The sequence below is a fragment of the Vibrio xiamenensis genome, assembly GCF_900100015.1.
Classification (GTDB): domain Bacteria; phylum Pseudomonadota; class Gammaproteobacteria; order Enterobacterales; family Vibrionaceae; genus Vibrio; species Vibrio xiamenensis.
Genome location: NZ_FNDD01000001.1, coordinates 111,770 through 128,555, shown reverse-complemented (window position 1 = coordinate 128,555; position 16,786 = coordinate 111,770). Strand labels below are relative to the sequence as shown.

The window sequence follows — 16,786 nt, the reverse complement described above, 5'->3', positions numbered from 1 at the left end:
TAATGTAAATACGAAAACGTTTTTTACCGACACGTTCATGACATTTACCCCATTTATTGTTCTAAATCATGAATTATAGATTGAATACACCTTGAGCGTTTGGTCACATTTCGAACAGGGTAAAATGCAACGCCAAAACCACGCTTTTGATAAGAGAGTAATAAACACTTTATAATGATCCCGGCAAATCAAACCTAAGTCACATTAATTAATAAAAGCCTCTTAGGTGAGGTGAAATTGTTATGCATATAGATGTTTAGTTTTTATTTATTTTCAGAAAAACTAAAGAAATGGATCACATTTCTACCATTTGCAAATTTGACAAAAACCACAAAATAGAGCAAAAATTCGACAAATTTTGCATTTAGTCACCTGCAAACCTGTAAAAATGTGATTTGATGTGAAGTGCTCGATTTTTTTTTAACCAGTAATCGATAAACTGAACCGTTATTTAATTGTTAATCGCCTAATCTGTTCAGACGATTAACGTTCTTAGTCACACATTATTAAAAGGATTTAAATGTGAAAAAATTCCTTATTAAACTCTCTGCGTTAACCCTTGCTATGTCTTCAGCTGCTGTATTTGCTGAGACAAAACCAGCCGTTATCTACGATACCGCGGGTAAGTTCGACAAATCATTTAACGAAGCCGTTTACCAAAACGGTGTTAAGTCGATGGAAGCAGATGGCTACAAAGTTCGTGAATTTGAACCACAAAACGAAGCTCAACGTGAGCAAGGCTTACGTCGTTTAGCAAGCCGTGGGTTTAGCCCAATTGTTGCCGTTGGCTTTAATATGGCGTCAGCGGTTGAGAAAGTCGCAACCGAATACCCAGATATCCACTTCACCATTCTTGATATGGTGGTTGATAAGCCAAACGTTCAGTCTATTGTGTTTAAAGAGCAAGAAGGTTCATTCTTGGTCGGCGCACTTGCTGCGAAAGCATCAAAGACTGGCACCATCGGTTTCGTTGGCGGCATGGACATTCCTCTAATTCGTAAATTTGAATGTGGCTACGAGCAAGGCGCGAAATACGCAAACTCCAACATCACTGTTCTACAAAACATGACTGGTTCAACACCAGCAGCGTTTGCTGATCCAGCAAAAGGCTCTGAGCTTGCAAAATCTCAGTTCTCTAAAGGCGCAGACGTAATCTACGCAGCAGCAGGCGGTACAGGTCTTGGTGTTTACCAAGCTGCTAAAGATGCGGGCAAATACGCGATCGGTGTGGATTCAAACCAAAACCACCTTCAACCAGGCACTATGCTAACTTCAATGGTGAAACTGGTCGGTAAAGCGGCAAAAGAATCTTGGATGGCAGACATGAACGGCACTTGGAAACCAGGTGTTAAAGCACTAGGCCTAAAAGAGAACGCAGTTGACTGGGCACTGGATGACAACAACAAGTCTCTGATCAGCGCGGATATGAAGTCTTACATGGATACCATCAAGGCAGACATCATCTCTGGCAAGATCAAAGTTCACGACTACATGTCTGATAACACTTGTAACTACTAATACTGTACTTTCTGCGTCATTGTTACTTGAGCTCAAAATTGTTACTTGAACTCAAAATTGTAACTTGAGCTCAAAGACGCAGATTTCACGGTTCGATATCGCGATAACTCTTTTCTCTGATGGTGCTGGTTTCTTCGAAGGAACTAAGTTCTGTCGGACTGGATTGTCGCGATATAACCCTCTCGTCCGTCTAAGTAAGTTTAGGAAGTATTCACGTGACCGAACGTCAAGACTACGCCATCGAACTTAACAAGATCGATAAGCGTTTTGGGGCTGTTCACGCCAACAACGCAATTGATCTTCAAGTTCCCAAAGGCACTATTCACGGAATTATTGGCGAAAACGGCGCTGGTAAATCCACTCTTATGAGCATCATTTATGGCTTCTACCAACCCGACTCCGGTAGCATGCTGGTCAATGGTCAAAGCTACAACCCCAATAACTCCCAAGATGCGATTCGCAGCGGCATTGGCATGGTGCATCAACACTTTATGCTGGTCGACACTTTTACCGTGCTTGAAAACATTATCCTTGGCGCCGAAAAAGAGTGGAAACTCGACAACAGCTTAGCCGAGGCTCGCCGCCGACTACTGCAAATCGAACAAGATTATGGTTTGGAAGTCCCGTTGGATGCCCTTGTTGGCGATCTGCCGGTTGGACTTCAGCAACGTGTTGAAATCCTTAAAGCTTTGTATCGCAATGCTAATATTCTGATCCTTGATGAACCCACCGGAGTTCTGACTCCGCAGGAGGCGGATCACCTATTTGCGATTCTGGATAAACTGCGCGCCCAAGGCACGACAGTAATGATCATCACTCACAAACTTCGTGAAGTGTTAGCGATCACCGACAATATTTCCGTCATGCGTCAAGGCCAAATGGTCGAACACCTTCCGACCGCTAATGCCACCAAAGAACAGTTGGCTGAATTGATGGTTGGCCGTAAAGTTCGCCTAAAAGTCGATAAGCAAGAGGCGACACCGAGCCAAGAACGCATTCGCGTCGAAAACCTCAGCTACGTCGATGAGAGCGGCGTGAAACGAGTGAAAGACATCAGCTTTAGTGTACGCGCCGGTGAATTGGTAGCGATCGCTGGAGTTTCAGGTAACGGTCAGTCGGAAATTCTCAGCTTGCTTTCTGGCATCTTGCCGCCAAGTTCTGGCAGCATCGATCTCAACGGTCATACTATTTCTGCGCAGCAGACCACCAATCCACGAGCAGTCCGTGCAATGGGTGTAGGTCACATTCCAGAAGACCGCCATAAGCAAGGCCTGATCAACAAATTCCAAGCCAAAGAAGCCTACATTCTTGGCTATCACCATTTAGACAAATACAACAAAGGCGTACTGCAAAATCATCAAGCGATCGACGAACTGTGTCAATCGAGCATGGATAAGTGGGACGTACGCCCAAATGATATTCATCTTAAAACAGCGAATTTCTCGGGTGGTAACCAGCAAAAACTGGTCATTGCACGAGAGATGGAAGAAGACCCTGATGTGCTATTGATTGGACAACCGACTCGCGGCGTCGATATCGGGGCCATCGAGTACATCCACCAGCAAATCATCGCCAGCCGCGATGCCGGCAAAGCGGTACTGCTGGTTTCCGTGGAACTGGATGAAATCCTCACCCTTGCAGATCGTATTATCGTGGTCTTTGATGGCGCGATCGTCGGTGAACTCGATGCTTCTCAAGCCGATGAGCGAACACTTGGCCTGATGATGGCTAACATCGTTCCCGATCATATTAAGCAAGCGACCACTCAAGGAGATGTGGCATGAGTCAGGCAAAAGTGCCCGCGTGGGTAACGATCGGGCTGCTTCCAGCCATTAACGTAATGGTTGCGTTTTTGGTTTCAGGGCTGCTGTTTCTGTATATCGAAATCAATCCACTTGATGCTATTGAAGTCATGTGGTCCGGCGCTTTTGGCTATGCTGAAGGCTTTGGCTATACCCTTTACTACACCACAGGTTTTATCTTTACTGGTTTGGCGGTCGCGGTCGCATACCACGCAGGCCTGTTTAATATCGGGGTGGAAGGACAATCCTATATTGGCGGTTTAGGCGTTGGCTTAATCTGTTTAACCTTAGGCGAATACGCACCTTGGTACGTGGTGTTCCCTATCGCGGTCATCGTTGGCGGTTTGTTTGGCTCTGCGTGGGCATTTATTCCTGCCTATCTGCAAGCTAAACGCGGCTCGCATATCGTGATCACCACCATCATGTTCAACTTTATTGCCGCATCATTAATGGCGTATTTGCTGGTCGATATCCTCAAACCAGAAAATACCATGGCGACAGAGAGTCGAGTGTTTGCCGCTGGCAGCTGGCTGCCAAAAATGGATGAAATCCTGGCGCTGTTTGGTATACAGATTGCGCCAAGCCCACTTAACCTAAGCTTTATCTTCGCGCTATTGTGCTGCGTGTTTGTCTGGCTATTTATTTGGAAATCACGCTGGGGCTATGAAATTCGCGCGATTGGCGCCAACCCATCGGCGGCCTCTTATGCCGGTATCAACTACGTTAAAATCATCATTTTGACCATGGTCCTTTCAGGTATGTTGGCTGGATTCTTTGGCATCAACGTGCTGCAAGGTGAACTGCATCAAATCAAGCTCAACTTTGTCGAAGGCTTTGGCTTTACTGGTATTGCGGTTGCGCTGATGGGTCGTAACCATCCAGTTGGCGTGCTGTTAGCCAGCTTGCTGTTTGGTTTCCTCTACCAAGGTGGAGCGGAGTTGAGTTTTGAATATGGCGTTGACCGCAACATCGTTGTGGTACTACAAGGCTTAGTGATTCTGTTCTCTGGCGCACTGGAGCACATGTTTAGACCGCGTCTTGAGCAGCTCTACCTCAAGTTATTTGCCAGCAAGCCAAAAGCACAAGGAGTGGCTTAAGATGTTTGAAACCATAATTTTGATGCTTGATGCGACCGTGCGTATGTCGACGCCGCTGATTTTAGCCGCACTTGCGGGCATGTTCAGTGAGCGCTCTGGTGTGGTCAACATTGCTTTGGAAGGCAAATTGCTATCGGCAGCATTCGCTGGCGCCGCAACCGCTCACATAACGGGTTCGGCCTGGATGGGTGTTCTGGCTGGCTGCGCGGTGTCAGTGCTACTCGCCCTGCTCCACGGGTTTGCATCGATCACTCACCGCGGTGACCAAGTGGTCAGCGGTATGGCGATCAACATTCTCGCAGCAGGTTTGACCATCACGCTGGGCCGTTACTGGTTCCATCAAGGTGGCCAAACACCAGCACTAAGCGGCGCAGCGCGCTTTGCACCGATTAACTTACCTGGCGCAGAAGCGGTGCAAGACATACCTGTGATTGGCCTGCTCTACTCAGAACTTATCAGCGGACACTCAGTAATTGAGTATCTGGCATTTTTTATAGTGCCTTTAGCTTGGTATGTTCTGTTTAAAACTCGCTTCGGTTTGCGTTTACGCGCAGTGGGTGAATCGCCAGCGGCAGTCGATACTGCGGGGATTTCAGTGGTCGGCATGCGCTACAGCGCGATGGTGATCTGTGGGCTACTCGTTGGTCTGGGCGGCGTGTATTTGTCGGTTGGTCAAACGGCGCAGTTCATTCCTAATATGAGCGCGGGTAAAGGTTATATGGCACTGGCAGCGCTTATCTTTGGTAAGTGGCGACCATTTACCGCTATGGCGGCGTGTCTGCTGTTTGGTTTCTTGGATGCGCTCGCCATTCGTCTGCAAGGTGTTAGCATCGGTGATGTGGCAATTCCAGTTCAAGCAATTGAAGCCTTGCCATACCTGCTAACGGTATTCTTGCTCGCCGGATTCATCGGCAAAGCCATAGCTCCGAAAGCGATTGGTGTACCTTACACCAAAGAGCGCGAATAATAATTTCGTGATTCAGTATCGTTAATTAAAAACCAAGGCGGCCAATGGCCGCCTTTATTTTTTGTCCCGAGCACGGTTTAGTTATTATCATCCAGCGCAAATAACTGATGGCTATTATGCCACAGCTGCTCAGCGAGCAATTCTGGTGGTGAATTACGAAGCGTTGCCAACTCATGCAACACACGCGGTAAATATTTGCTGTGGTTGGGCTGGCCTTGTAAGCCATGCATCGGCATATCTGGAGCATCGGTTTCAAGCACGAGACTGCTGGCAGGTAAAGCAGCAACGGCGCGGCGAGTTTTATTGGCTCTTGAGTAAGTAATCACCCCACCGACACCGATTTTAAACCCCGCATCAATAAAGGCTTTAGCTTGCTGTTCACTGCCGGAAAAACCGTGCCAAACCCCGCCTTGCGTAAAGCGAGCCTGCTTGAGCAGTTTGATGATTTGACTGTCTGATTTGCGGCTATGCAGAATCAGCGGCAACTGATACGCCTGCGCCAATTCAATCTGCTTAAGAAACATTTGCTGCTGCAGGTTTTTATCAACCTCAATCGCCCAATCCAAACCGGTTTCACCCACCGCGACACAGCGCGGACTGCGCTTATCGAGAAGATCAATTAGCAAATTTAAACTCGCAGCCGACTCTGAGCGTAAAAAATACGGATGAAAACCGAGTGCGTAATACACACCGGAGTAATCACTGAGCGATGCTAGGCGCGACCAATTTTCAGGGCCAATGGCTGGAATGACAAAGCGCTCAACACCTTGCTGCAACGCAGCTTGATGATGAGCGCTAAATTCTGCCGCAAAGACTGAAAAGTCAAAGTGACAGTGAGTATCAAACAGCCGCACTTAATCTTGGCTCTTGTCGCACGGCGGATCTTGCCGATACGGAACACAACTGCGTTTTTGCCCTGGCGCCAAGCCCATCGACTGACACCAAGCATCATAACGAGCTAGCCAAGATTTCAGCCGTTGCCACATGTTAGGCTTGCTCTTCACGTTTAAACACCAAATCGGTTGGCGTGGATTCCGCTTCACAGAAGTAATAACCCGCAGTATCAAACTTGGTTAAATCAGCCACACTTTGAATGCGATTTTCGATAATGTAACGCGCCATCATGCCGCGCGCTTTCTTAGCGTAAAAACTGATGACTTTATACTGGCCATTCTTGCAGTCTTTAAAAATCGGCGTGATGATCTGTGCATCCAAGCTTTTCGGCTTGACCGCTTTAAAATATTCATTCGATGCAAGGTTAACCAGCACGTTATCGCCTTGCTCTTCGATGGCTTGATTAAGCTTATCGGTGATGATGTTGCCCCAAAATTGGTAGAGGTTGCTCCCTTTTGGGTTGCCAAGCTTAGTTCCCATCTCCAAACGATACGGTTGCATTAGGTCAAGTGGCTTAAGTAGCCCATAAAGCCCAGACAACATACGCAGATGTTTTTGCGCGTAGTCGAAATCTTGTTCGGACAATGTTTCAGCATCTAAACCGGTATAGACATCACCTTTAAACGCCAAGATGGCCTGACGCGCGTTGTCGGGTGTAAAGGTTTCACTCCACTGCTCAAATCGAGCCACATTGAGCGCAGCAATCTTGTCGCTCACTTTCATGAGCGATGAAATATCGGCAGGTGTCAGTTGACGACACACCTCAATCAGCTCTTTTGAGTATTGAGTCAACTCAGGCTGGGTGTATTTTTCAATCGCTAGTGGCGATTCGTAGTCGAGCGTCTTCGCAGGTGATACAACAATCAGCATGATGGTTTCTCTTCACTTTATCCTTTAATCGTTATGTTGTTAGAGTACAAAAAAAGCCATGCATTGTCTGCATGGCTTTGATAATCATGTCGATAGATTCAAGCTATGAGTGGCTATTTTTATCCCAAATGCCCTCTTCGAGCTGTGATTTCAGCTCAGGGAATTTTTCTGGGTCAAAGGTTGGCAACTTACCGGCTTTCAGTTGCTGGTTGTAATCTTTTGCCAGCTTAATCACAATTCCGGAGAGCAGCAGTATTGCCACCAGATTGACAATCGCCATCAAGCCCATCGATACATCGGCCAAAGACCAAACCACAGGCAAAGACGCCATAGCGCCAAACATCACCATACCGAGGAACACCAAGCGAAATAGCTTAATGCCAGCTTTATGGTTGTGCTCAAGGAACACTAAGTTGGTTTCGGCATATGAGTAGTTGGCGATGATCGAAGTAAATGCGAAGAAGAAAATCGCGACGGCAACAAACACACCACCCCAATCGCCAACCTGTGAACTCAGTGCCGCTTGAGTCAGTTCTATCCCGGTAACTTCACCGTGAGGCACGTATTCGCCCGACATCAGAATGATCGCGACCGTTGATGAACAGATCACTATGGTATCCATAAATACGCCCAGCATCTGCACGTAACCTTGCGAAGCAGGGTGCGGCGGATACGGCGTTGCAGACGCAGCAGCGTTTGGCGCAGAACCCATACCGGCTTCGTTTGAGAACAGACCTCGTTTCACACCATTGATCATCGCCTGAGCTACTGCGTAGCCAAGGCCGCCCGCAGCCGCTTCTTGGAAACCAAACGCGCTTTTGAAAATCAATGCTAATACCGCAGGGAGTTTTTCAATGTTGGCAAACAGAATCACCAGAGCCAATACCAAGTAAGCCAACGCCATGATAGGAACAATCAGCTCAGCGGTTTTGGCAATACGCTTAATACCACCAAAGATAACCACAGCCGAAAGCAAGACCACACAAATACCAACGTAGTGTTGCTCCCAACCAAATGCGTTGTGCATCGCGTTGGCAATTGAGTTCGCTTGCACAGCATTGAATACTAGACCAAACGCAATGATCAGTAATACCGAGAACAACATCCCCATCCAGCGCATGCCAAGACCTTTCTCGATGTAGTATGCAGGCCCACCGCGGTAGTTACCTTCATCATCTTTGGTCTTATACAACTGTGCCAAGGTACTTTCTGCAAACGACGTCGACATACCAAGCATGGCAATCATCCACATCCAAAAGATGGCACCAGGGCCACCAGCCGTCAGCGCCACAGCAACGCCCGCCATGTTCCCGGTACCGACGCGCGCAGCAAGACTGGTACAAAGGGCTTGAAAAGAAGAGATTCCAGAGTTGTCAGCTTTACGACTATTTTTCAGCACTTTAAACATATGAGTGAAGTGGCGAAACTGAATAAACCCTAAACGGCAGGTGAAGTAAATCCCAACGCCCACCAGTAGATAAACCAGAATAGAGCCCCAAAGTAGGCTATTCATTAAGTTGATAATATCTGTCATAAGATCCTCGTAGTGAGTTTATCCCGACCTTTGCGTCCTAGCCGTCCCTCAAACTGCGCCACTAAGTGTCAATCAGGCTTAGTCGTTATTATTGAATATTTTGGCAATTTGAATATGTAAAACATCGCTTCATGCGTCCATTTTACGTATCGGTGATTTTTGACCGGCGCGATAATGCAGTGCCTAACCATAAAAATCAATATGCATCATATTGCTATAAAGCATTATTTTTCACTAATAAATCACCTTAAATTAACAGATTAAATCACAAACAAGCTACATAAATAGCACGTTAATACAACAGTGACGTTAAACACTTTTACTCGAGTAATGAAAACCAAAGGTTGAGTGCCAAGCCTTAAGCTGATTAGTTCAGCAACAAGTTCACCTAACCTGAGATTTCGCGCTTTTAATGAGTGACATTAAACCCAAATCGATCTCAAGAAATCGAGAATTTCTCCTCTTTCTTACCACAGAGTATTAACATCACAAATTCCTTCAATTCGAACTTTCGTTGAGCTGAGTGGTGTTTTTTTGTTCGTTCACATGAACATCTGAGTGAAGCGGTACACGTTTTGCATAAAAACTTCATGGAAATGCAACAAATGAGAAATCAATCAAGGATACGATTTTCGTAGAGTGGTATTTAACAATTCCCTGCGGGGAGTGACGAAATAACAAGAGGTGGCTTATGGAAGGCTTAAATTTTGATGAAATCATGGATACGGAATTTCCAAGACTGCGTTCAACTCGTTCTAAACCTGTAAAACGAAAATGGCGTGAGATAGAGGCCATTAAAGACCGCCAACGATTACAAAAGGAGCTAATGGATATGGATATTGGCTTTGAAGATATCGACAAGCTAGAGTTTTAATAATAAAAGGCGCCCGATATTATCGCGGCGCCTTTTATTTTTTAGTAACTCTTTATTTTACAGCGAATTAGCTCGATATTTTTCGTGCTTAAACGCACTCATCTTCAGTTTGGCGAACACGCTCAGCAAGCTGTTTGTAATGCTCAGCAATGGTATCACCAAACACCGGGTCGTCTTCACTGACGTTCCACAATCCTTCCACAACTTGCCAATCTGATGCGTTAAATACTCGTTCTATTAACGGCAAAATTGACTGTTCTTCCATGTCAAGATGTTGCTTTTGTGCGGTAATGAAGGTCTCTAGCTGCTCCATAAACACATGTTGCGGCACCACCGCATCTTGCAAAATCATATCAAGAGTATTGAGAAAGCCATGGGTTTTAGTCGAAAGATGTTGATGCTCTAACTCTAAGTTTTCTATGTCGCTTTCCCGACCATAATTTTCTAAATAGTACAAATAGAGAATGTCTTCTTTAGGGTGATGAACCCGTTCTGAGTGATGCGCTAAATAGTCGACAATGTCGTGAACCAAACTATAGTTGATGGGCATTTCTTGCTTTAATAAGTTAAGTTTACGGCGCAGAATCGCTAATAAGCGAACCATGTAGCCGTGCTCTCTGCGAATACGCTCGATCATCATAGTGCCTCTCCTTAAACACCTTACTTTAAGTAAGTGTATATGAGAGTCATGACTCTTGCTTAAGACGTGAGTAAAAATTCATCACCTTCTGATTTAGGTCAATTAATGACCTGTGGCAGATGCCAATCAATTGCCGCTTTTCCTTGATTTAGAAGTAACTGATTAGTTTGAGAAAAGTGACGACATCCAAGAAAACCGCGATGCGCCGACAGTGGCGATGGATGAGGTGCGGTCAATACATGATGCTTGTTACGGTCAATAAACTGACCTTTCTTCTGAGCATGAGAACCCCAAAGAAGAAACACCACACCTTGCTGATGCTGGTTTAGCGCTTCGATCACTTTATCCGTAAAGGTTTCCCAGCCGGTTTTAGCATGAGAATGCGCTTTGCCCTGCTCAACGGTTAATACCGTATTGAGCATTAGAACACCTTGCTCTGCCCAGTGCTGAAGGTAGCCATGACTTGGAATCGTAAAACCTTCAATATCCTGAGCGAGCTCTTTATAGATATTGACTAAAGAAGGCGGCGTTTTGATTCCAGGTAATACCGAGAAGCACAACCCATGCGCTTGAGACGGCCCATGATATGGGTCTTGCCCAAGGATCACGACTTTGACTTGATGAAATTCCGTGGCGCGAAAAGCGTTAAACACATCTTTTTCCGGCGGAAAGATCACCTTGCCAGCTTGTCTTTGTGATTCAACAAATGTCAGAGTGTCGACAAAGTAACTTTGTCGCTTTTCTTCCCCAATAACGTCATGCCATGTCAGTGTCTGTTCCATTGCTACTACCCTTTCAATTTGAATCAGAGTATTTTCGCAAAAACACACAATAGAACAAGTCGTTTAATTGCTAAACTGGCAAACGCTTAGTCTTGTTGAAACAAGTAGATAAACGCTGGAATCAAAAGCAGTTCTGGTTAGCGAGTCTGAGGCGTTCGGTGATGCCCTCGGCCATTAATTGGACGGTTAGGGACAGGGAAACGTGCAGTTCTTACGCTATTGATGACTTGAGTATTTAACATGGCATCCTCCTTTCACAACCTACTTCTCGATGCTCATTAAATGCTATGAAAGAAAGATGCCAACTTATCTAATCTGTGAGATTTTTGCAGTGTGTTGTTCTTATTCTGGCGATCTCATCAGGCCATATTTCTGGGTTAATGGTCTCTAAAATCAATGGAATATTGTCAAAACGGGGATCTTTAGCAATATATTCGAAGCATGCCCAACCGATCTCACCCTCACCCAGAGAGTGGTGACGATCAATACGTGATCCAACGCCACCTTTTGAATCATTTACATGCATTGCACGTAAATAGTGCATACCGACCACACGATCGAATTCTTCAAATACCTCTTCACAGCTTTGTTCAGTGCGAAGGTCATAGCCAGCGGCAAAGGTATGGCAAGTATCAAGACACACACCAACACGCTGTTTATCCTCAACTTGGTCGATGATCTCCGCCAAATGTTCAAAGCGCCAGCCAAGGTTAGTGCCTTGTCCTGCAGTGTTTTCAATCACCGCAATCACATCTGGCACTCTTTGATGCGCTAAGTTGATCGATTCAGCGATCCTTGCTAAGCACTCTTGCTCGGGAATCTGTTTGAGATGACTGCCCGGATGAAAATTCAGCAGCGTCAGCCCTAATTGAAAACAGCGCTCAAATTCATCAATAAATGCGGCTCGGGATTTTTGTAGTTTTTCTTCATCTGGAGCACCTAAATTGATCAAGTAAGAGTCATGGGGAAGGATATGTTCGGTGCGAAAGCCATATTTCTTACAGTTGTGTTTGAAACGCTGGATTACATCAGGATCAAGAGGTTTAGCAACCCACTGGCGCTGATTCTTAGTGAACAGAGCAAATGCGTTAGCGCCGATTTCATGAGCACGAATTGGAGCTTGATCCACCCCACCAGCGGCAGAAACATGAGCACCAATATACTTATTGCCAACATTTGTCTGGTTACCCAAAGTGGATGGCGGGCTTAAATTCGCTGAAGTTGAATTCATTTTTCCTCTAAATTTGTCACATAACCTTAATAAACAAGGTCAATTAATTACTCAATCTTGTTGTAATTTTACTACAAAAGTTTAATTAAAATATTTTTTAATTCATAAAATAAAGTTTAAGTTGCTATTTTTAAAAGAAAAAATACCATTACAAATCAAAATAACCTTAAAAATAAAAATGTTTTAAGTTGTCTTTTGACTCAAATCAATATTAAAATAGTGGTTATTCGCTACACGCTCAAACGTGTGGTTACAATTCCAAAAAGTTAACACCAATAACACCACTCTGTGGTCTAGGAGATTGTGATGATCCAAGGTATTCAAATTACTAAAGCAGCTAACGATGATCTACTCAACACTATTTGGCTACTTGACAACGAAGCTAACGAAGCGCGTTGCGTTGCCGCTACTAAAGGTTTTGAGACTGATCAAGTGATTTCAATTAGTGATCTTGGCGACTACGAAAGCCGTTCAGTTAACATTGAAACCCAGCCGTTAATCGAAGGTGGTCAACACCTAAACGTTAACGTATTAAAACGTGAAACTCTGGAAGATGCAGTAGCAAACCCAGAAAAATACCCACAACTGACTATTCGTGTATCAGGTTATGCGGTGCGTTTTAACTCACTGACTCCAGAGCAACAACGTGATGTTATCGCTCGTACTTTTACCGAGTCGCTATAACGGTTAAGCCTTTCTCTGACAAGCAATTTGTCATTCGGCTACAGCCTAAAAACAGTTCTTTAAACGGCGCGTTCAGCGCCGTTTTTTTATTGCCAAACGACCCTGACCCACACCATTTAAGCCTGCGCATTTTTACTGTTTTATCACATTAAATAAAGTTTTTTATTTACTTAAATAGAAAACTCGCTAAGTTAATAAACAAATAACTTTATTTAATCAGAATAACCATGACACAACTTCGCCCTCATACTTTGCAATTGCTCTCCCAAAGTCAGCACTTTGCGCCTCAATATCAGCATGGTTTAACCAACCACCTTTCAATGACATTGGTGGCTTTAGAGTATTGCCAAGCTTCAGAGCAACAGCTCAGCGAATTTTATCAGCACTACACGGCGCGCCTTGAATCCCTAGACGATAATTCGATTCGTCATACTCAGAGACGCTATCTTGAAGCTCAAGCACAATATTTAGCCGAACTAGAAGAGCAAGGCACTGACGCAGCATTGAAACGCCATATCAGCGAACTTATTCGCGGTATTTCCGCGGCTGGCTTTCACGGCATCATTCGTCTCGCTTACGCTGTTTTATCACAGCAGCATGAGCAAATCGCCGCGGCTCTGGCGTACTGGCAGTGTGAATATCAGTCTCTAGGGCCGCTAGAAAGCATCTCAAATTACCGCGCCGAGCAACATATCGCCAAGATTGAGGAGGCATTTTCAGCCCAACCAGAAATCGAAGGCCTCATCGCGGACGCAATGTTGGAGACATACCAGTCTGAGCCGTACGCTCCGTTTCGCGCGCTACCAGATACCCTGACTTTTGAGCAAGTGGCGCAAATCACACTTGAGCACTACGCTCGTAGCGACGATTTTAATCTGCTTCATGGTGTCACGGGGTTACATGCGTTGACGCTATTGCTGCCTTATATCAGCGATCATCAGCAAGCGCTTAACTACTTCTGGCAGGCATACTGCGCCGTGTTCGCTAGCAGTGACTTGGCTCAACAGCAAAACTGTAAGCCAACCACCAAAACTTGGCCTGAGCTATTGCAACAAGCCAGTCAAAGTCACAACGACCACACCATCAAACTTGCACTGAGTTGCAGGGATCTCGATACCATTTTTGCCAATCCACTGTATAAACACGCACTGGCCACTCGCCTAGCTAAGGAAAGCGCATGAACGCCTACGTTGAACACGCCAATATTACCGTCAAGAACCTTGATGCAACGGTGAAATTTCTCTCCACTGCAATCCCTGAATTCCAAGTTCGGCATCGAGGATTTAATACCAAACGTTGGTGCCACATCGGCACCCAGCAAAGCTATATCGCCGTGCAAGAAATTGAACCTAAACCGCTGCAGCATGTATCACGAACGCCTTATTTTGATCTTGGCGTCAACCATGTCGGTTTAGTGGTTGAGGACGTTGCCCAAATTGAGCAGCGGTTAACGGCAGCCGGTTATCGCAAAAACATGTATGAAGACGAAGGCTATCGTAAACGCCTGTATTTTTTTGATGGCGATGGCTTGGAATGGGAATTTATCGAGTATTTAACCACGAACTTAGAGGAGAGAAACCGTTATGGGCACTAAACAGATTGGCGTGGTGTTTTACTCCAAAACTGGCGCAACCCGGTTATTGGCGCAGCACATTAGCGAGGGAATCCAAAGCGTTGGCGCCAACGCTCAAATATTTGAAATTGAGAGCCAGAGTATTATTGCTGGGCGTTATCAAAATACCCCACTTTTTGAACAATTAACCAAGTGCGACGCATTAATTTTTGGTTGTCCAACCTACATGGGCTCACCCGCCGCTCAGTTCAAAGCCTTTATGGATGCCAGTAGCGACTGTTACGTACAAAAAGCATGGCAGAATAAACTCGCCGCGGGCTTCACTAGTGGTGGTAGTCAAAACGGCGAACAGCAACAAACCCTATTGGCAATGTTCGCCTTAGCGTGTCAGCACGGCATGCTTTGGGCCGGCCTTGACGTATCACAGTTCAGCGATGATCTAGGCTTAAACCGCACAGGTTCAAGCTTAGGCTTGGTTGCCAGCCCTGAGCCGGGCGACCCACAGCTAGTCGCGACCAATGACTTACAGACTGCTTTCTATTTCGGCCAGCGAATCGCAAAATTAGCTGGTTAAGCGGATGACTGAATAAATAACGCTGGTCAAGCGATGAAAGATCGCGATACTTACTATATTGTTTCCCAACTTTCACGGATGACCCTATGCTACTTGAAGGCTTAGAAACGCTATTAGTTTTAAGCAAAGAAAAAACCATGAGTCGCACCGGTAGCGTGTTATACATTAGCCCTTCAGCGGTGAGTAAACGTATTGCGAATTTGGAAAGGCGACTTGGAAAGCGCTTGATTGAACCCAGTGGCAGACATGTCAAACTCACCGCTGCGGGTTCTCAGCTGATTGATAATATCGCCCCAAGCTTTAATGAGTTACAGGGGCTGATATTTGATCAACAAGCCCTGCTTGATCATACGCCAATTCGTATCGACTGCTCAGAGACTCTAGTGGCCGGATATTTGAGCCATGCGTTTAGTGATTACGCCAAACGCGATCCTTATATCAAGATCACCACCAACCATACACCGAGAATTGTTGAGCATGTGCAATCTGGCCAAGCGACACTTGGGGTTTGCGCCGGTCATATTCCCGCGCATCATGGCCTGAAAGCGATACATCTGTTAGATGAACCCTTTTATGTCGTAAGTCGAAATGCACTTGATGCCCTGCCCGAGCATGTCATCACCAACGATCTGAACAATTCCTCCAACACCTATCAGCTGACTGTGCTCAATCAACTTGGTATCGAACCACTGATGGAGATGGACTCATATGCAGCAGCGGCGCAACTTGCCTTAGCGGGTGTCGCACCCGCTATCGTGCCGCTCTCGATGGTCAACACCCTCAACATTCCAGCTCAGCACTGCTTTGAATTTGCTGAGCTGCATGGTCTATTTCGGCCAATTCATATCTGTTTACGCCCGAATGCTTATCAAAATCCGCGTATCAGAGCATTGATAACAGCCATTGAGAGTGCTGTTCCCAAAGAAGCTTTAACGCCATCGACATCGACATAACAATCACTAACGGGCGAATCCATTTTTGCCCTTTCGTCACCACTACCCGCGCGCCAAATCTTGCGCCAATAAAGCCGCCAACCGCCATGATTAATCCCAGTTTCCAGATCGGCAATCCAGCTAAAATAAACGATAACAGCGCAGCGATATTTGAGGTGAAGTTGAGAATTTTGGTCTTGGCGGTTGCCTCGACGAGAGTCAATTGTGCAATTGCGACAAAACATAGCGCGAAAATGGAGCCAGTACCCGGACCTAAAAAGCCATCGTAAAAACCCACACCACCACCGACACACAAAGCAAACATTGCATCAGGTAGCGATGCTTTTCCTTTGACATCTTTCGCCGCGGGCATCAATAGAAAGTAAATCGAAATCGCCACCAGCAGCAGAGGAATCAAGCTGGTTAAAATATTGGTATCGATGTACTGCACCGATTTAGCACCAGCTGCTGAGCCAATAAAGGTACACGCGATAGCAAGCTTCATTTCGCTGAGTTTCACGACTCCGCGACGCACGAAATACCAGCTGGCAGAAAAACTGCCAAACGAACTTTGTAATTTATTGGTGGCCAGCGCTTGCGTTGGTGGAATGCCCGCCGCCAACAGTGCTGGAAGGGTAATTAAGCCACCACCACCCGCCATAGCATCGATAAATCCAGCAATCCCAGCCACCGCAAACAGCAGCAGTAAAATATCAAAAGAGAGTTCCATAACCTTCCTACATCCAAATGGCTCTGAATCGAAAATACCACCGTTACTTGAAAGCGGTTAACGAAAGCTAAGACAGCAACCTTT

The 16,786-nt window shown here is 45.7% G+C and carries 18 protein-coding genes; 10 read left to right on the top strand and 8 right to left on the bottom strand.

Annotation, left to right across the window (positions count from 1 at the left end):
• Positions 1-522: 522 nt before the first annotated feature.
• The 4 genes from BLS03_RS00590 (at position 523) to BLS03_RS00575 (ending at position 5,384) form a co-directional block, all read left to right on the top strand.
• Entirely contained in the window at positions 523-1,518 is a 996-nt protein-coding gene (locus tag BLS03_RS00590; protein WP_245696514.1) for a BMP family lipoprotein, read from the top strand.
• A gap of 215 nt (positions 1,519-1,733) precedes the next feature.
• Positions 1,734-3,302, top strand: a complete 1,569-nt coding sequence (locus BLS03_RS00585) for an ABC transporter ATP-binding protein (protein ID WP_093268240.1) — start codon at positions 1,734-1,736, stop codon at positions 3,300-3,302.
• On the top strand, positions 3,299-4,417 hold the full coding sequence (locus tag BLS03_RS00580) for an ABC transporter permease (protein WP_093268238.1): 1,119 nt from the start codon (positions 3,299-3,301) through the stop codon (positions 4,415-4,417). The genes BLS03_RS00585 and BLS03_RS00580 overlap by 4 nt, the downstream gene beginning before the upstream one ends.
• Position 4,418: 1 nt before the next feature.
• Entirely contained in the window at positions 4,419-5,384 is a 966-nt protein-coding gene (locus BLS03_RS00575; RefSeq protein WP_093268235.1) for an ABC transporter permease, read from the top strand.
• Positions 5,385-5,461: 77 nt separating this feature from the next.
• Here BLS03_RS00575 and BLS03_RS00570 read toward each other — a convergent pair whose 3' ends face one another.
• From BLS03_RS00570 to BLS03_RS00560, 4 genes are all read right to left on the bottom strand, one after another.
• A complete protein-coding gene (locus tag BLS03_RS00570) occupies positions 5,462-6,238 on the bottom strand; it encodes a TatD family hydrolase (protein WP_093268232.1) in 777 nt (258 codons plus the stop codon).
• Positions 6,239-6,370 (bottom strand): DUF5363 family protein, encoded by a 132-nt coding sequence (locus tag BLS03_RS25575; RefSeq protein WP_176765491.1) that lies wholly within the window; start codon positions 6,368-6,370, stop codon positions 6,239-6,241.
• Between the two features lies 1 nt (position 6,371).
• A complete protein-coding gene (yaaA, locus tag BLS03_RS00565) occupies positions 6,372-7,148 on the bottom strand; it encodes a peroxide stress protein YaaA (RefSeq protein WP_093268230.1) in 777 nt (258 codons plus the stop codon).
• 103 nt (positions 7,149-7,251) lie between these two features.
• Positions 7,252-8,682: an alanine/glycine:cation symporter family protein gene (locus BLS03_RS00560; protein WP_093268228.1), complete on the bottom strand. Its 1,431-nt coding sequence runs from the start codon at positions 8,680-8,682 to the stop codon at positions 7,252-7,254.
• A gap of 691 nt (positions 8,683-9,373) precedes the next feature.
• Between BLS03_RS00560 and BLS03_RS00555 the strand changes: the two genes are divergently transcribed.
• Positions 9,374-9,556, top strand: coding sequence for a DUF3545 family protein (locus tag BLS03_RS00555; protein WP_093268226.1), 183 nt, complete (start codon positions 9,374-9,376; stop codon positions 9,554-9,556).
• An 88-nt stretch (positions 9,557-9,644) separates the two neighbouring features.
• Here BLS03_RS00555 and BLS03_RS00550 read toward each other — a convergent pair whose 3' ends face one another.
• From BLS03_RS00550 to nfo, 3 genes are all read right to left on the bottom strand, one after another.
• On the bottom strand, positions 9,645-10,196 hold the full coding sequence (locus BLS03_RS00550; RefSeq protein WP_093268223.1) for a hemerythrin domain-containing protein: 552 nt from the start codon (positions 10,194-10,196) through the stop codon (positions 9,645-9,647).
• Positions 10,197-10,294: 98 nt separating this feature from the next.
• The gene (gene ung, locus BLS03_RS00545; RefSeq protein WP_093268220.1) at positions 10,295-10,978 is read right to left on the bottom strand and encodes a uracil-DNA glycosylase; all 684 of its coding nucleotides are present in this window, start codon (positions 10,976-10,978) and stop codon (positions 10,295-10,297) included.
• 310 nt (positions 10,979-11,288) lie between these two features.
• Positions 11,289-12,209: a deoxyribonuclease IV gene (gene nfo / locus BLS03_RS00540; protein WP_093268218.1), complete on the bottom strand. Its 921-nt coding sequence runs from the start codon at positions 12,207-12,209 to the stop codon at positions 11,289-11,291.
• 306 nt (positions 12,210-12,515) lie between these two features.
• Here nfo and grcA point away from each other — a divergent pair, with 306 nt between their 5' ends.
• From grcA to BLS03_RS00515, 5 genes are all read left to right on the top strand, one after another.
• Positions 12,516-12,893 (top strand): autonomous glycyl radical cofactor GrcA, encoded by a 378-nt coding sequence (grcA, locus tag BLS03_RS00535; RefSeq protein ID WP_093268215.1) that lies wholly within the window; start codon positions 12,516-12,518, stop codon positions 12,891-12,893.
• 227 nt (positions 12,894-13,120) lie between these two features.
• The gene (locus tag BLS03_RS00530) at positions 13,121-14,074 is read left to right on the top strand and encodes a questin oxidase family protein (protein ID WP_093268213.1); all 954 of its coding nucleotides are present in this window, start codon (positions 13,121-13,123) and stop codon (positions 14,072-14,074) included.
• Entirely contained in the window at positions 14,071-14,487 is a 417-nt protein-coding gene (locus tag BLS03_RS00525) for a VOC family protein (protein ID WP_093268210.1), read from the top strand. The genes BLS03_RS00530 and BLS03_RS00525 overlap by 4 nt, the downstream gene beginning before the upstream one ends.
• Positions 14,477-15,040: a flavodoxin family protein gene (locus BLS03_RS00520; RefSeq protein WP_093268208.1), complete on the top strand. Its 564-nt coding sequence runs from the start codon at positions 14,477-14,479 to the stop codon at positions 15,038-15,040. The genes BLS03_RS00525 and BLS03_RS00520 overlap by 11 nt, the downstream gene beginning before the upstream one ends.
• An 86-nt stretch (positions 15,041-15,126) precedes the next feature.
• The gene (locus BLS03_RS00515) at positions 15,127-15,993 is read left to right on the top strand and encodes a LysR family transcriptional regulator (RefSeq protein WP_093268205.1); all 867 of its coding nucleotides are present in this window, start codon (positions 15,127-15,129) and stop codon (positions 15,991-15,993) included.
• On the opposite strand, the gene BLS03_RS00510 is transcribed toward BLS03_RS00515, so the two are convergent.
• Positions 15,923-16,702, bottom strand: coding sequence for a TSUP family transporter (locus BLS03_RS00510; protein ID WP_093268203.1), 780 nt, complete (start codon positions 16,700-16,702; stop codon positions 15,923-15,925). The two genes, BLS03_RS00515 and BLS03_RS00510, sit on opposite strands and share 71 nt — an antisense overlap.
• Between the last annotated feature and the right edge of the window lie 84 nt (positions 16,703-16,786).

Bases quoted from the DNA above. Each gene is read 5' to 3' on its own strand.
- BLS03_RS00580 (WP_093268238.1), top strand. From the start codon at position 3,299: ATGAGTCAGGCAAAAGTGCCCGCGTGGGTAACGATCGGGCTGCTTCCA.
- BLS03_RS00575 (WP_093268235.1), top strand. From the start codon at position 4,419: ATGTTTGAAACCATAATTTTGATGCTTGATGCGACCGTGCGTATGTCG.
- BLS03_RS25575 (WP_176765491.1), bottom strand. From the start codon at position 6,370: ATGTGGCAACGGCTGAAATCTTGGCTAGCTCGTTATGATGCTTGGTGT.
- yaaA (WP_093268230.1), bottom strand. From the start codon at position 7,148: ATGCTGATTGTTGTATCACCTGCGAAGACGCTCGACTACGAATCGCCA.
- BLS03_RS00560 (WP_093268228.1), bottom strand. From the start codon at position 8,682: ATGACAGATATTATCAACTTAATGAATAGCCTACTTTGGGGCTCTATT.
- BLS03_RS00555 (WP_093268226.1), top strand. From the start codon at position 9,374: ATGGAAGGCTTAAATTTTGATGAAATCATGGATACGGAATTTCCAAGA.
- BLS03_RS00550 (WP_093268223.1), bottom strand. From the start codon at position 10,196: ATGATGATCGAGCGTATTCGCAGAGAGCACGGCTACATGGTTCGCTTA.
- ung (WP_093268220.1), bottom strand. From the start codon at position 10,978: ATGGAACAGACACTGACATGGCATGACGTTATTGGGGAAGAAAAGCGA.
- nfo (WP_093268218.1), bottom strand. From the start codon at position 12,209: ATGAATTCAACTTCAGCGAATTTAAGCCCGCCATCCACTTTGGGTAAC.
- grcA (WP_093268215.1), top strand. From the start codon at position 12,516: ATGATCCAAGGTATTCAAATTACTAAAGCAGCTAACGATGATCTACTC.
- BLS03_RS00530 (WP_093268213.1), top strand. From the start codon at position 13,121: ATGACACAACTTCGCCCTCATACTTTGCAATTGCTCTCCCAAAGTCAG.
- BLS03_RS00525 (WP_093268210.1), top strand. From the start codon at position 14,071: ATGAACGCCTACGTTGAACACGCCAATATTACCGTCAAGAACCTTGAT.
- BLS03_RS00520 (WP_093268208.1), top strand. From the start codon at position 14,477: ATGGGCACTAAACAGATTGGCGTGGTGTTTTACTCCAAAACTGGCGCA.
- BLS03_RS00515 (WP_093268205.1), top strand. From the start codon at position 15,127: ATGCTACTTGAAGGCTTAGAAACGCTATTAGTTTTAAGCAAAGAAAAA.
- BLS03_RS00510 (WP_093268203.1), bottom strand. From the start codon at position 16,702: ATGGAACTCTCTTTTGATATTTTACTGCTGCTGTTTGCGGTGGCTGGG.